This is a genomic window from Cupriavidus sp. 291-E7, from assembly GCF_057798835.1.
Map to the genome: position 1 here is coordinate 376,721 of NZ_JBYOJV010000002.1, position 14,158 is coordinate 390,878.

Genomic DNA, 14,158 nt, shown 5'->3' on the forward strand with positions numbered 1-14,158 from the left:
GGCCTCCTATTGCATGCTGGCGTCCGCTTGGACGCACGTGCGGAAAGGCCGCAAGTTAGCACGCGCCAGGCAATGGCGTATTAGCCCTGTTGCAGATGCGGTTGCGGGATGGATTACATCCGGTGGTCGTGCATGGCGCCGCCGCTCAGATCGACCATGTCCGGCGTCACATCGGCAAAGCGCAGCACCTTTCCGCCGTAAGTGGAGGCAAACTTCCGCGCCGCGTCTTCCTTTTCGAAGCCGGCGATCGTTGGCCCCATCGACCCACGGCGTCTGCTGCCGATCACGTAGAAGCCCTTGCGGGCATCGAACCAGTGTCCGCGCGGCTTGTCCCATTCGGCCAGTTCCATGTCCTGCGTGAACACGGCCGTGACCTTGCGAACCTGTTCCGGCCGCAGCAACGTGCTGAACATCTCCACGGTGTCGCAGTACCAGACTGGCCGCGTTTGATCGCCGAAGAAAATCTGCGCCTTCGGGCCCGGATAGTCGCCCAGCAGCATGCCGTCCAGATCGCAGGTCGTGGCTGGATCGAAGTCGGCCGGTGTGATGGCGACGGACGCAGTGCGCGAGCACGCGGCCAATATGCCTTGCGCAGAGAGCAGGCCGATGCCGATCAGAACGTGGCGGCGAGTCAGACGAGTCGGATTCATGTCCGGAATCTCCAGATGGCAAGTATCAGCGGCGCGGCAATCCACGCCAGCATGGCGCTGCCCAGCGCCCACGGGTTTGCCAGGACGGGCGGAACGACGCTGGACAGGCCGTACAGATCGCGTACGGCATCCAGCGAAAACACGTTGAGGATGCGGAACAGGTCGGCAGGATTCAGCAGCAGCACCGTCGTCATGGCGGCGTCACCGAACTGGCCGCCCGTGGCAACCAGCATGCCCAGCAGCAACAGGTCGAACACCAGCACGAAGAACAGCCAGAGCGCGACCGCCAGGCCGGAGGCACGCGCACGGTCGCGCGCGACCACCGACAGCAGCACGGCAATGCTCAGGAAGGCCAGCCCCAGCAGCACCGCGCTGCCAACAAAGCGCAGAAACTGTTCGACCATGCCGGCCCCAAAACTTGCAAACAGCAGCATCCCAACCGTGGCAAAACCTGCAAGTGTCGACAGCGTCAGCGCCGCCGCCAGGCCAAGGTACTTGCCCAGCAGCAATTCCAGACGCGTCAGGGGGTAGGCCAGCAGCAAGTCCAGCGATCCGCGCTCCCGCTCGCCGACGATGGCGTCGAAGCCGAGCAGCAGCGCAATCATCGGAATCAGATAGATCGCCAGGCTGACCAGGCTGGCGATCACGAATGCCGCCGAGCGCATGCCGATCTCACCCTGCTGGGCGCCGCCAAAATAGCCGATGACCAGCGAGAATGCCGCGAACACCAGCGCGATGGCCACGACCCAACGGTTGCGCAGGCGGTCTCGGAACTCCTTGTTCGCCACCGCGGCGATCTGGCGCCATTCAATGCACGGCATGGCTGGCCTCCGCACCAAAGAACACATCCTCGAGCGTCGGCTCGTCGATGCGTAGGTCATCCACGCAATCGGCCAGCAGCCCGACCAACGTCATCTTGGTCTCGCGCGGGCACGTGAGCTGGAAGTCCAGCTCGGCGCCATGCAATTGCACCTCGGGCAGCGCCTCCAGCCGGCGCCGGATTACGGGCAGCGTGCCGGGAACGATGCGCACGCGGATACGCAGCGGCAATCGGTGACGCGCACGCAGGGCGCTGACCGAGCCGAGCGCCTGTACCTTGCCATTCGCCAGCAGTGCGAGCCGATCCACACGTTCCTGCAGTTCGCTGAGGATGTGCGAGGTGATGACGATGGTCACGCCCGCCTGCTTCTGCTCGCGCAGGATTGCGTGAACGTCGCGCAGTGCCAGTGGGTCCAGGCCGTTGCTCGGTTCATCGAGAAACAGCACACGTGGCGAGCCGAGCAACGCCTGCGCAAAGCCGAGCCGCTGCCGCATACCCTTCGAGTATTCGCGTACCGGGCGATCGGCCGCATGCGTCAGCCCGAATCGCTCCAGCAGGGCGGGGCAGTCGCGCGCCTCCACGCCCTTCAGGCGAGCGAAGAAGCGCAGCGTTTCCAGACCGCTGAGGTTGTCGTAAAGCACCAGGTTCTCGGGCAGATAGCCGATGCGCCGGCGTGCCGCGCGGAATGCCGCGGTGCCGACGGCGGCACCGTCGATCTCGATGGTGCCGCGCGAGGCGGGCACAAGGCCAAGCATCATCTTGAACAGCGTGCTCTTGCCAGCGCCGTTATGGCCGATCAGGCCGAACATCTCGCCTGCGTGCATCCGCAGGCTGACACCGTCCACGGCACGCACGGCGCCGTAGTGCCGGGCCACATCGCGCAACACGACGGTTGCACCGGATTCTTCAGGGTCGCTCACGCCATTGGCTCCATTGCGGATGATCGGGCGTCATGCGCGGCGCGGCGTCCACCACGCCGGGCACGCGCATGACCGGAAACTGTCTGGACACCACACGCATGGCTTGCACGGCGGGGCTGGCGAACAGCAGCTTGACGGCCGGATGCCGCCAGGTCAGGCGGTCGACGACATCGTTGGCTTCGTACGGAACATCGCCGATGCCGTCGCCATTACGATCCCAGCCCAGGTAGTTGCTCCAGTGATTGCCGCCCGGCTTGCCGGCGGCATCGCCCCACGGTTCATCGCGCGCGCCGACATAGCGCACCTGCTCCCGGTTGCCGATGAAATCGTTGCGCTGCACGACGTTGCGCGTGGAACCGGCGGACAGATGCACGCCAACGCGGTTATCGATGACGAGATTGCCACGTAGCGTCACGTACTCGGCGTCGTAGATGAAAAAGCCACGCGCGTTGTCCGCCACGATATTGTGTTCGACCACGGCGTCCTGCACCGTGCGCAGCATGATGCCGTGATCGGCATTGCCCCAGGTGCGGTTGTTGCGCACGGTCTGGTCACGCACTTCCATCAGAGCCAGTCCGCCCCGGTTCCGATAGCTGTCGTTGCCTTCCCATAGGTTGTAATAGGAATTCATGTAGTGGCTGCCATAGCGGCTGTGATGCAGCCGGTTGCCGCGAAAGACCGCATGGTGCGACACGTCCACATACAGCGCGTCGCGCACGAAGCTGATCTGGTTGTCGAGGATGCGCGCACCCTTCGTGTTGTAGAGCTGGATGCCATTGCCACGTTGCGACGACTGGTAATCGCGCTTGCCGGTGATCACGTTGCGCTCCACGCGCACGTCGTTGGCCTTCTCGATCCACAACCCGAACAGGTTGTAGGTAAGCTCGCAGCCCGTGATCGCGGCGCGATGCGCGCCAGGCATCAGGTAGATGCCGGCGTCCTGGTTCTTCAGGCTGTCGCCGGAATCGCGCACGATCAGACCATCGATCGTGACGTCGGGCGCGGCGACCGTGATCGTATTGCCGCGCAATTCACCGGCGATGGTGGGGCGGCCGATGCCGCGCAAGGTCAACGGCTTGCCGATTCGCAGATTCCCTTCGTAGCTGCCTTGTGCGATACGGATCTCGTCGCCATCGCGCGCGGCGTCGATGGCTTGCTGTATCGATTGCCCGGGGTGCACGTCGACCACGGCTGCGCAGGCCGCGCCTGTGCCAAGCGCGAGCCCGAGCAGCCAGAGTCTGATGCCATCGATCATGCCGAATCCTGCCTGCCGGTTGCGGCGTCGGAGACGGGCACGATCGGGATGTAGTACCCGTCGCGGCCGATCGGCGTGATCGGCAGGCCATCGCGTTCACGCCGCTTGCGTTCCTTGGCCAGTGGCGGACAGGCATGGGCATCGGTGTAGAGCACCATGCAATCGAGGCACAGCAGGCACTCGCGCGGATCGATACGGCCTTTCGCGTCGATGGCTTGCGCACCGCAGCCTACCGCGCAGGCCTTGCAGCGCGTGCAATCGGGTTTGCGGCGGATGCCGAACACACGCAGCATGCTCGGGATCGCCAGCGATGCGCCGAGCGGGCACAGATACTTGCAGTAGGGCCGTTCGATGAATAGCGAGATCCCGAGAATCGTGCAAACGAACAGCCCGAATGGCCACGCACGGTTCTGGATGCCAACCAGGAAGGTAGTCTTGAACGGTTCGACCTCGGCCAGCGTTTCGGCCAGTCCCATCGATAGAAGCGAAACGCCAAGCAGTCCCGCAAATACCGCGTACTTGAGCCACTTGAGCTTGTCATGCACCTTGCGTGGAAGCTGGAACTGCCAACGCTTGAGGCCGATCAGCCGGCCGATGCGGAACATGGCCTCGGACAGCGAACCGAACGGGCAGAGCCATCCACAGAACAGTCCGCGTCCCCAGATCAGCACGGTCGCGGCGATGAAGATCCAGAACAGGAATAGGAACGGGTCGGACAGAAACAGCGACCAGCGCCACTGGAACAGCAGCGAATGCACCCACGTCAGCACCTGCGTGACCGACGGCTGCGCCATCGCGCCAAAGCCGACAAACACGATGCTGATGGCCCACGCGCTGTACTTGAAGGCGTTGACAGGCCACTTGTTCCGCTGCGTGGCACGGCGGGTGAGCTTGTTGCGGAACGCATGCACGACGGCCACGGCGACCAGGAAGACCGCGAACAGGATGATGCCGGTGGCGCGCGACTTCCATACCTTCAGCCATGCCGGGGGCGGGGTATCGACTTTCGGGCGTCCGCCTTCGAGCAATGTGGCGGGCAGCCAGTACTCGGCATCGAAGCTCGCAAACGTGCGCGCGCCGGTGGCGCGGTCGACGCGATTGCCCAGGAACACCAGCTTCCACGGCCACGCCGCGGAGAACGCGCCCGACCGCACGATAAAGATTGCCGATTCCGTAAAGGGTGGGGCATCGTCAGGCGCCAGGCCGTAGAGGTTCTGGTAGTCGAGATCGCGGAACGTGAAGGTGTCGTCTCCCTGCCTGATCTGCACGCGGTCGTAGAGGCCGCCGCGCACGAAACCCGAGCCTTTGAACGACTCCTTGCCGGCCGTGCGAATCACGAAGATGGCATGCTCGTTCGGACGCAGGCTTTGATGCAGGTTCTGCCAGCCACGGTCGCCCAGCACGCTGCGCGCGACATCGGGATGATTCAGGTCGCCGAACCACAGGTCGATGAACGGTTCGCCCGACTTTGCCAGGCCGACCTGTTCGGGCTCGATACGCAGCCGTTTCACCAGCCCCTGATCCACCAGTTGCTTCCACGCGAGCTTTGGATCCCCTGCCGCGTAGCGAGCTGGCGCGCGTTGCACGGGCGCCAGGATACCCACCTGGCGCGCCACTGCCGCGCCCGAAGTCATCAGCACCTGGTTTTGCGCGATCACGGTGACCGTCGCCCCGGAGATCGCATCGACACCGAGCACGCCCTCGTCGGGCCGTGCACTGCCAATCTCGATCTTGTCGGTGACGGACTTGCCGATGTACTGCGCATTGAAGCGCGGCAGCGCGGTTTCCGGAATGCCCAGCAGCAGGATCGGCTCGGAATGCTTGAGCACCTTGATGCCGACGAAGCGGCCGCTGTTGTCCATCCCGATCAGCGTGACAACGGGCTTGCCGGAATAGGCAGGCGTGTCCGTGATATCGGTCGACAGCATGACGTAGCCCAGCCGCGTCCGCTTGCCGTCAGCGGCGGCCGGACCGTAGGCTTCGACGTAGGGCGGTTGGCCCATGCGCTGCGAAAACGATGCCGCGCCGGGAAATACCTCGTTGCACGGTACGCGCGCGCAGAGGTCCGGCGCGGTGGCCAGGTCGGCGGGCAGGTGCGCTTCGTAGGCCGTGTCGGCCAGCGCTGGCTGCCACGCAGGGACGGCCAAAAAAAGCGCGGCCACCAAGACCGCGCGAATAACGGAGAGGAGTGACATGGCGTGGGGGCGCCGCCCGTCCGCGCGCGTGTACGCGTCGCGGACGAGGGGCCAGGGTCAGGCTTCGACGATCATGCGGGTACGCATTTCCAGATGCAGCGCGTGGCAGAAGTGCGTGCAGTAGCACCAGAACACACCGGGCTTGTCCGCGATGAACGACACCGACGCCGTTTCCTGTGGGTTCACGATGAAGTTGACGTTGTACTTCGGGATCGCAAAGCCGTGCGTCAGATCCTCGACCTTGTCGAGGTTGGTGAGAATCAGCGTGACCTCGTCGCCCTTCTTGAGCTTGAACTCGCGCAGGCTGAACACCGGAGCCTGCGACGTCATGCGCACCGTGACCTTCTTGCCCTCGCGCGTCACGCCAGACTTGTCGGGGCTGACGGCCAGCGGGAAGTCTTCCATCGCATAGACCTGCTTCGGCTTCACCAGATCGCGCTTGAAAATGATGAAGTCATGCGGCTCGCCGCGCACCGGATGGTCGGCCAGCAGCACCATCTTGTCCCCGGAGATATCCACCAGTTGCTCGTTCTCGGCGTGCAGCGGCCCAACCGGCAGGAAGCGGTCCTTCGAGAATTTGCAACCCACGGCCAGGTACTTGCCATCGGCGGCAATCGTTTCCGATTGCGATGCGTTGACGTGGCCCGGCTGGTATTGCACGTCGAGCCGGTCCACCACGTACTTGGCGTTCTTGTCGCCCTGATGGAAGCGAATGGCGGCGTCGACATTCCACTTCACGAGCTGACTGTCCAGGAACAGGGTCGTATAGGCATTGCCGCGACCATCGAACGCCGTATGCAGCGGCCCAAGGCCCAGTTCCACCTCGGCGACGATGGCATCGTCCGCCTTTTCGGCCTTGCCATCGAACCAGTCGAGCACCTTCGACAGTTCGATGACCGTGCAGGTGGGCGACAGCTTGCCGGCGCAGATGAAGTACTTCTGGTCCGGGCTGGCGTTCACGCCGTGCGGGTTCTTCGGCACCGACACGTAGCAGGTCAGCGCGGTCTTCGGGTCCTGGTTGGCGGCGTGAGTGCCATCCACCACGGGTACCTTCGAGTCGCCATAGGTCTTGAACTTGCCGGCCTTGACCGCGGCTTCGATCCGGGCAATGTTGAAGAACAGGCAGGCGTCGCGCTCGGCGGACATCATGTCTTCGAAGTGCGCGCCGTTCTCGGTGTTGTACTGGTTGGTGGCGGCCAGCTTGCCGTCATAGGACGTGGCCACGAGGTCGCAGTTGCCGTCGATCAGCACCTGCCAGCGCACCGCCATCGTCTCGGCGTCCACGCACGAAAAGAGGCTGCGATACTTCTTGTCATCGTCCGTGCCGACGTTAGGCAGCGGAATTGCGAATTCGGCGCCGCAGAACACGCGAGTGGTGTAGTTGATGGCCTGATCGACGGGGTCGCGCTTGTCCGGGAAGATGCCGTGGAAGCCCTGCACATTGGGCAGTTCGGTGATCTTGTCGCAGATGAAGTAGTCGAGCCGGATACGGGCGATGCGCGAATTGATCTTGTCGTTGATCCACGCATAGCGGCCATCGTAGTTGCCGTCCTTGTACGACGCATGCGTGTGGTGCGTGTCGCCAACGGTGTAGCGCAGCGAGCCGTCGGGCTTGGTGCCCATGACCTTCTTCGACTCGTTGGTAATGCCCCAGCCCACCAGCGCATCGGGCACGAAGCACGGAATGCGCAGCAGCTCGCGGCCCGATGGCAGGCCCAGCACGCGCATGTCGCCAGTGTGGCCGCCGCTCCAAAGGCCGTAGTAGGTATCGAGTTCGCCCGGTTTCAGGTGCACGTTGGCCGCGCTGCCGCCGTGCGGTGCCGCCGGTGCTGCCTTGCCTTCGGCGCTGGCGTTCGCGCCGGCCACGCTCTTGTCGGAACATGCTGCAATGCCTGCCAGGCTGGCCATTGCGGCCGTGCCCAGGAACTGGCGGCGACCAAATCCGCCTGCAGCGTTATTGTTCTCGTTCTGCTTGCTCATCGAGACCTCGGGATAGTTGTGGCCGTTACACCCGGCCGGAAATGAAACCACTCAGCAATTGGCGAGATATTCCCGGCACTTTCGAATCAGGGGATTGATGGCGGTCAACGATTCAAGGAAATTGCTATTCCTTACAACAGTTTGATTTTCTCCATCGCAGGCCGCTTGCAGTGTTCCTAGAATGCTGGTTTGGGTCATGAGGGATCACGAACATGCAACAAGCCAACATGGGGATGTCGGCGCGCGGTGCTACACGCCGCAAGTGGATCAAGGCCGTGCCATTGCTGGCCACCGGGCTGTGGCTGCGTCCGGCGCTGGCGGACGGCGGCACCGCGCGGTCATCGCGCACGCTCATGGGAACGCGCGTCGATCTGACCGTGGATGGTGTGGACGCCCGTACCGCTGACACGGCGATGCAGGCGGCGTGGGCGGAGATGACCCGCCTGGCGGACATGATGAGCCGCTACCGCGTTGGCAATCCGGTGCATGCAATGCAACTGGCGGCTGGATTGCAGCCGGTACCGGTGCCGCCCGAGATGATGCGGGTGCTGACGGCAGGGCAGGCCGTGTCGTTGCGTAGCGAGGGTGCGTTCGACATGACGGTGGGCGCGCTCACCGGCTGGCGTTTCGACGCGGCCCAGCCGGTGTTGCCCGCTGCGGAAGAGATCGCGCGCGAGCTACCGCTGGTGAATCATCACGACCTTTTGCTCGATGCCGAACGGCGGACGGCATTCCTGCGTCGTCGGGGCATGCGCGTCGATCTTGGCGGCATTGCCAAGCTGCCAATTTTGCAGGCCGGGATGACGGTGTTGAAGGCCAACGGCGTGTCGTCGGCCATGATCAATGGTGGCGGCGATGTGCTGGTCAGCGGTCAACTGCGCGGGCAGGACTGGCGTGTTGGCGTGCGCGATCCGATGGCGCCGGCGCGCTTGCTCGGCGTGCTGCGCGTGCGCGATGCCGTGGTGGCCGCGTCAGGCGACTACGAACGTATGTTCACCGTGGCAGGCCGGCGCTATCACCACATCCTCGATCCCGATACCGGCATGCCGGAGCAGCGCACGCGCGGCGTGGTGCTGGTGGCACGCGATGTCGACGCCGTCAATGGCATGGGGCCGGCGATGATGGTGGCGGGGCAGACGTCCGGTCGTCGCTGGCTCGGCGGCATGCCTGGCGTGGAGGCGTTGATGGTCGATGCGTCCGGCCAGCGCTGGATGTCCGCCGGCATGCGCACGCGTCTTGGCGCGTAGGTGCGAAGGGCGACTCGACGGCTATTCCGCCACGACCACCTTTACCTGCTTCAGCGCATGAAACGGTTCGAGCTGCGCTGTCGTTGCCTCGCCGTCGGTCACCAGCGTCCAGGCGCGCTCCAGTGGCGTCCAGTGCTGCTGGCGTGCGCGGCCGAGTTTGGTGGAGTCGACCAGCACGAAGATGTCCGCGGCCTGGCGGATGATGCATTCCTTGAGATAGGCCTGTTCCGCGCTGGCCTCGCATAGTCCCACGCCAGCCACCACGCCGTCGGCACCCAGAAACGCCTTGTCGACGCTGATGCGCGATAGCGCCACCTGGGCCAGCGGCCCGAACGTACCCATGCTGGAGGGGCGCACGTCGCCGCCGATCAGCGTCACGCGAATCTTCGGCAGGCCAGCCAATGCCGTCACCGCCAGCAGGTTGGTCGTGTAGACGTGCAGGTCTTCGCGCGCGGCCAGCAGCCGGGCCAGCGCGGCAGCGGTGGTGCCGCTGTCGAGCAGCACGGCGTCACCGTCCTGCACGAAGCTTGCCGCCAGGCGGGCAATCGCTTCCTTCTGTTCGCGCTGCAGCGCCTTGCGTTCTTCGAGCGGCGCTTCGGGTTCGTGGCCGCCCACCTGCATCAGCGCAGCGGCGCCGCCATAGGTGCGCACGATGCGGCCTTCGCGCGCCAGTGCGGTCAGGTCCCGGCGCACGGTGGCCTCGGACACGCCAAGGCTTGCGGTCAGGCGTTCGACGTTGGCCTCTTCGCCCGCAAGGACGAGTTCCAGGATGGCGCGGCGGCGGTCGGCGGCTTTCATGAGCGGATAGAAATGAAAAAGGGGATCGAAAACGATCCCCGATCTTACAGCAGCACGCGGCCGGTTATGCGCGGCGGGTTGCGAGTTCCGCGCCCTGGCGCAGTGCCTCCAGCAGGCTGCGCTCGTCGGCGATGCCCTTGCCGGCGATGTCGAAGGCGGTACCGTGGTCCACCGACGTGCGGATGACCGGCAGGCCGACCGTGATGTTCACGCCGGCTTCCAGCCCCAGCACCTTGACCGGGCCGTGGCCCTGGTCGTGGTACATCGCAACGACGAGGTCGAAGTCGCCACGGCCAGCGCGATAGAACAGCGTATCGGCCGGCAGCGGGCCTTCCACGTCCACGCCCTGTGCGCGCAGCGCTTCCACGGCCGGAATGATCTTCTGCTCTTCCTCGCCCTGGCCGAACAGGCCGTTTTCACCCGCGTGCGGATTGATACCGCAGACGCCGATACGCGGGGCGGCAATGCCGGCGCGCTTGAGCGTGGAGTTGCCACGGTCGATCGTGCGTTGCACCAGGCCCGGTTCGATCTTGCGGATGGCATCCATCAGGCCGATGTGCGTGGTCACGTGGATCACGCGCAGCTTGGGCGCCACGAGCATCATCGACACTTCCGGCGTGCCGGTCAGGTGCGCCAGCATTTCGGTGTGGCCGGGGAACTTGTGGCCGCCGGCATGCAGCGCTTCCTTGTTCAGCGGTGCCGTGCAGATTGCATCGATCTTGTCTTGCTGCGTCAGTTGCACGGCACGTTCGATGTAGCGGAACGCGGCGTCGCCGGCCACGGCCGACAGCTTGCCGAACGGCAGGTCTTCCGGGATCAGGCCAAGGTCGATGCAATCGATCGTGCCCAGCTCGAAGCGGGCTTCGTCGGGCGACGCAATCGCGCGCACCTTCAGCGTCGAATTGACGAGTTTGGCGGCCTGTTCCAGCCGGCGCGCGTCGCCGATCACCAGCGGACGGCATTGCGCGTAGACGCTCTCGTGCGCCAGGCTCTTGACGATAACTTCGGGCCCAATGCCCGTGGCATCACCCATCGTGATGCCGATAACCGGAATGTAGTCGCTCATTTGTCTGTCCCGTTCAGTGGGGAAATCATGCTTGGCGCATGGCCTGCCAGGCAAGCCATAGCGCGGATTCGGTGCCGAAGGCGCCAGCCTTGGTGGCAATACGGCGCGCGGGGGCCGCCGTGGTTTCGGATAGTGGTACGCCGGGTTCCACTTCGCGTTTCAGTGTCAGGGCGCCGATGCCGGCGGCTGCCAGCATCGCGCGCGCTGTTTCGCCGCCGGTGGCGATCAGGCCGCCAACGTGCGTGAAATGGGGCAGGATCAGTTGTGCGAGCGCGTTGGACAGCTTCGGTCCTTCCGCGGGGTCGAAGGCGTCATCGCGGCCGATGCTGACAAGCAGGTCGCGGCCGGCCGTCAGGCATTCGGCAATCTCTTGCTGTGTGTCGCGCCACCCGGCATGACCCGCGCCATCGCGCAGCGTCTGTGGCTGCACGAGGAGCGAGTCGATGCCGGCGCGCTCGCAAAGATAAGTGGCCTGCTTTCCGGAGATACCAGACATGCTGCCGACCAGCGTCAGTATCGGACCCTGGTGATACGTTGGCACGGCGGGCGCCTGCGCGCCTCGCACCGGTGCCACCGTGGAAAGTGCGCGGGCCAGGCCGCCCGAGCCGACCCAGAATGCGGGCTTGTCGAGCGTGATCGATGCCTGGGCCAGTGTCTCCAGGTCTTGCTCGTCTTCGGCGTCGCAGACCACGGCGTGGTAGCCCTCGGTCTGCCACGTTGCCAGTTGCGATTGCACGGCGGCCTTGCCGGCGTGGAGCGTGAACAGCGAAATGCGCGCGGTGCGCAAGCCCTGGGCTTCCAGCAGTGCCACCATGTCGGCGATGCCGGTCAGTCCCTCGACGCGCCAGATGTCGGTGGCTTCGAGCGGTTCGCCCTTGACGAACATGCGGCCATCGCGCGTGGTGCGGCCCGTTGCGGGAAAGGCCGGGGCAACAATCGCCAGTCCGGCCACCGGCTGCAGGGCAGCGGTCTCCGCGGCCCAGTTGCCACGCAGCGTGGAATCGATCTTCTTGTAGAGGCGGCGGCCCTCGGCGTGGCCGCAGCGCCACGCTTCGAGATTGCAGGCCGCCGCGTCGGCGGGTGCCATGCGGCGGCTGTCGACATCGGTGGCCGTGACGTCGGCATCGACGACTTGCGCCGCCGCTGCCGCGTCGAACGTGACCACCGTGCGCGCACCGTGCACGGCAAAGCCGATTGCACAATCGGCCGCGCCGGACAGGTCGTCGGCGATGATCAGCCAGCTCATGCGGCGGTCCTGGCCGCGACGGCGTCAGACTTCATCGCCACGCGGCGGGCCACGAAGGCCGTCAGCAGCGGGGTCAGCACGGCGGTGACGACCACGCACGCAGCCACCAGGATCGTGGCGTGCTTGGCGGCTTCCGTATAGACGGGATTGGCGGCCGCGACGAGAGTGGGTACCGCCGCGGCGTTACCCGCGGTACTTGCGGCGGCCACGCCTGCCACGCCCGTGCCACCGCTCAGGCGGTCGGCAATGTAGAGCGTGAAGCCAGTGACCACGACGACCGCGACGCCCAGGCCCAGGCCCAGCATGCCGGCCTGCCACACCTTGTGCAGGTCCAGGCCGGCGCCCAGCGCCAGAGCGAAGAACGGAATCATCACCGGTACGGCCTTGCTCAGGAAATCGCGCATTTCGCGGTCCAGGTTGCCCAGGAGCATGCCCAGCATCAGCGGCAGGATGCTGCGACCAGCGTGGGCCACGGAAAGGCCGACAGGCCGGCCACGCCCAGCGTGACCATCGTCAGGAACGGACCCGATTCGAGCGACATGATCGAGTAGGCGCCCACGTCCTCGGGCTTGCCGTACTGGCCCATCAGCGCCATGTACAGGCCGCCGTTGGTGTCGTTCATGGCGGCCACGACGGCCAGTGTCGACAAGCCGGCGAACATGCCCGCGCTGACCGGCGATTCACCAAGGAAGTGACCCAGGACCACACCCAGCACAATGGCCGTGCCAACCTTGGTGGCAAACAGCACGCCGCCTTTCTTGACGATATACGGGGTGGCCTTGATGTTGATGCTCGCGCCCATGCAGACGTAGAACACCGCAAGGATCGGCAGGGCGCCGGTGAACAGCGCGTTGGTGAACGACCCAAAGAACTTCGGACCTTCCGGGGCAAACGTTGCAACCAGTGAACCGATCAGCAACGGCACGATCATCATGCCGCCCGGCACGCGCTCGATGGCGCGCTTGATATGAATCTGCATCGTGGTCTCCTGCCGCGTGGGGTGCGGCAACTGTGTGTTTTGAGCAGTCGCTTGATCGAATCGATCAAACGTGGGGCGAAGTGTAGGTCAAGCATTCGATTTTGACTAGATCGATCACAAAAATGATCGAATTAATCACAATTCCATACATTCGCCCGTGCGCGACGACCTGCGCTATCGTATGGCTCCTGCTGCCCACCCACCGACTGGAGCCAAGAATGAGACTGATCGGCATGCTCGATTCCCCCTATGTGCGCCGCGCGGCGATCACGCTGCGGATATTGGGATTGCCATACGCGCTGGAGCAGGTGTCGGTGTTTCGCACCTTCGACCAGTTTCGCGCGATCAACCCGGTGGTCAAGGCCCCGACGCTGGTGTGCGACGACGGCACGGTGTTGATGGATTCGACGCTGATCATCGACTACGCCGAAGCGCTGGCGCGGCGCAGCCTGATGCCATCGGACCTGGCCGCGCGTCAGCGCGCGTTGCGTATCGTCGGCCTGGCGCTGGCCGGCTGCGAGAAGGCCGTGCAGAACGTCTACGAGCACAATCTGCGCCCTACCGAGAAAGTGCACCAGCCGTGGGTGGAGCGTGTGGATGGCCAGCGCACCAGCGCGTTTGCGATGCTGGAAGCGGAGATGCGGTCGGCGCCGATACCGCGCACCGAGCAGGAACTCGATCAGGCGGGGCTGACGGCGGCCGTGGTGTGGACGTTCACCCAGGCGATGCTGCCCGGACAGGTCGAGCCACGGCTGCATCCGGCGCTGGATGCGTTCACGGCTGCGGTGGAGCAGTTTGCGGCGTTCCAGGCCCTGCCGCACGAATAGGATGGGTAAGGACGCGGGCGGGTGATCGGTTGATCGAACAACTATGTGCGATACCCCACCACGCCCCCCACAATCGGGTGATGTGGCAACAGCCACCTTGCATCACGATACTTGACGGGGCAAAAGGATCCTTGCCCCGCTACCACTTCAGCCCCGCGACCTCCCCGGCCTGCGG

11 protein-coding genes and 1 pseudogene are annotated in these 14,158 nt (G+C 64.9%); 2 read left to right on the plus strand and 10 right to left on the minus strand.

What is annotated here, in order from left to right; translation table 11 throughout:
• Positions 1 to 113: 113 nt before the first annotated feature.
• From AC3FLX_RS04665 to nosZ, 6 genes are read right to left on the minus strand one after another with little or no spacing between them, the layout of a single operon-like run.
• The gene (locus AC3FLX_RS04665; protein WP_488694295.1) at positions 114 to 650 is read right to left on the minus strand and encodes a nitrous oxide reductase accessory protein NosL; all 537 of its coding nucleotides are present in this window, start codon (positions 648 to 650) and stop codon (positions 114 to 116) included.
• Positions 647 to 1,471, minus strand: coding sequence for an ABC transporter permease (locus AC3FLX_RS04670; RefSeq protein WP_488694297.1), 825 nt, complete (start codon positions 1,469 to 1,471; stop codon positions 647 to 649). The genes AC3FLX_RS04665 and AC3FLX_RS04670 overlap by 4 nt, the downstream gene beginning before the upstream one ends.
• Positions 1,458 to 2,390 (minus strand): ABC transporter ATP-binding protein, encoded by a 933-nt coding sequence (locus AC3FLX_RS04675; RefSeq protein WP_488694299.1) that lies wholly within the window; start codon positions 2,388 to 2,390, stop codon positions 1,458 to 1,460. The genes AC3FLX_RS04670 and AC3FLX_RS04675 overlap by 14 nt, the downstream gene beginning before the upstream one ends.
• Positions 2,377 to 3,645, minus strand: coding sequence for a nitrous oxide reductase family maturation protein NosD (locus AC3FLX_RS04680; protein WP_488694301.1), 1,269 nt, complete (start codon positions 3,643 to 3,645; stop codon positions 2,377 to 2,379). Before AC3FLX_RS04680 ends, AC3FLX_RS04675 begins: the two co-directional genes overlap by 14 nt.
• On the minus strand, positions 3,642 to 5,840 hold the full coding sequence (locus AC3FLX_RS04685; RefSeq protein ID WP_488694302.1) for a 4Fe-4S binding protein: 2,199 nt from the start codon (positions 5,838 to 5,840) through the stop codon (positions 3,642 to 3,644). Before AC3FLX_RS04685 ends, AC3FLX_RS04680 begins: the two co-directional genes overlap by 4 nt.
• Before the next feature lie 57 nt (positions 5,841 to 5,897).
• On the minus strand, positions 5,898 to 7,820 hold the full coding sequence (gene nosZ / locus AC3FLX_RS04690) for a TAT-dependent nitrous-oxide reductase (protein WP_488694304.1): 1,923 nt from the start codon (positions 7,818 to 7,820) through the stop codon (positions 5,898 to 5,900).
• Positions 7,821 to 8,032: 212 nt separating this feature from the next.
• On the opposite strand from nosZ, the gene AC3FLX_RS04695 reads away from it, so the two are divergent.
• Positions 8,033 to 9,067: an FAD:protein FMN transferase gene (locus AC3FLX_RS04695; protein WP_488694306.1), complete on the plus strand. Its 1,035-nt coding sequence runs from the start codon at positions 8,033 to 8,035 to the stop codon at positions 9,065 to 9,067.
• 21 nt (positions 9,068 to 9,088) lie between these two features.
• Here the strand turns inward: AC3FLX_RS04695 and AC3FLX_RS04700 are convergent, their stop codons facing one another.
• The 4 genes and pseudogenes from AC3FLX_RS04700 to AC3FLX_RS04715 all read right to left on the minus strand — a co-directional run bounded on the left by AC3FLX_RS04700 (position 9,089) and on the right by AC3FLX_RS04715 (position 13,156).
• Positions 9,089 to 9,865, minus strand: coding sequence for a DeoR/GlpR family DNA-binding transcription regulator (locus AC3FLX_RS04700; protein WP_488694307.1), 777 nt, complete (start codon positions 9,863 to 9,865; stop codon positions 9,089 to 9,091).
• A 64-nt stretch (positions 9,866 to 9,929) separates the two neighbouring features.
• Complete coding sequence (gene pdxA, locus AC3FLX_RS04705) at positions 9,930 to 10,931, minus strand: 4-hydroxythreonine-4-phosphate dehydrogenase PdxA (protein ID WP_488694309.1); 1,002 nt, start codon at positions 10,929 to 10,931, stop codon at positions 9,930 to 9,932.
• Between the two features lie 25 nt (positions 10,932 to 10,956).
• Positions 10,957 to 12,177: a four-carbon acid sugar kinase family protein gene (locus AC3FLX_RS04710; RefSeq protein ID WP_488694311.1), complete on the minus strand. Its 1,221-nt coding sequence runs from the start codon at positions 12,175 to 12,177 to the stop codon at positions 10,957 to 10,959.
• Positions 12,174 to 13,156 (minus strand): annotated as a pseudogene (locus AC3FLX_RS04715) (2-keto-3-deoxygluconate permease). Before AC3FLX_RS04715 ends, AC3FLX_RS04710 begins: the two are co-directional and overlap by 4 nt.
• A 218-nt stretch (positions 13,157 to 13,374) precedes the next feature.
• On the opposite strand from AC3FLX_RS04715, the gene AC3FLX_RS04720 reads away from it, so the two are divergent.
• Entirely contained in the window at positions 13,375 to 13,983 is a 609-nt protein-coding gene (locus tag AC3FLX_RS04720) for a glutathione S-transferase family protein (RefSeq protein ID WP_488694313.1), read from the plus strand.
• Positions 13,984 to 14,158: the final 175 nt, after the last annotated feature.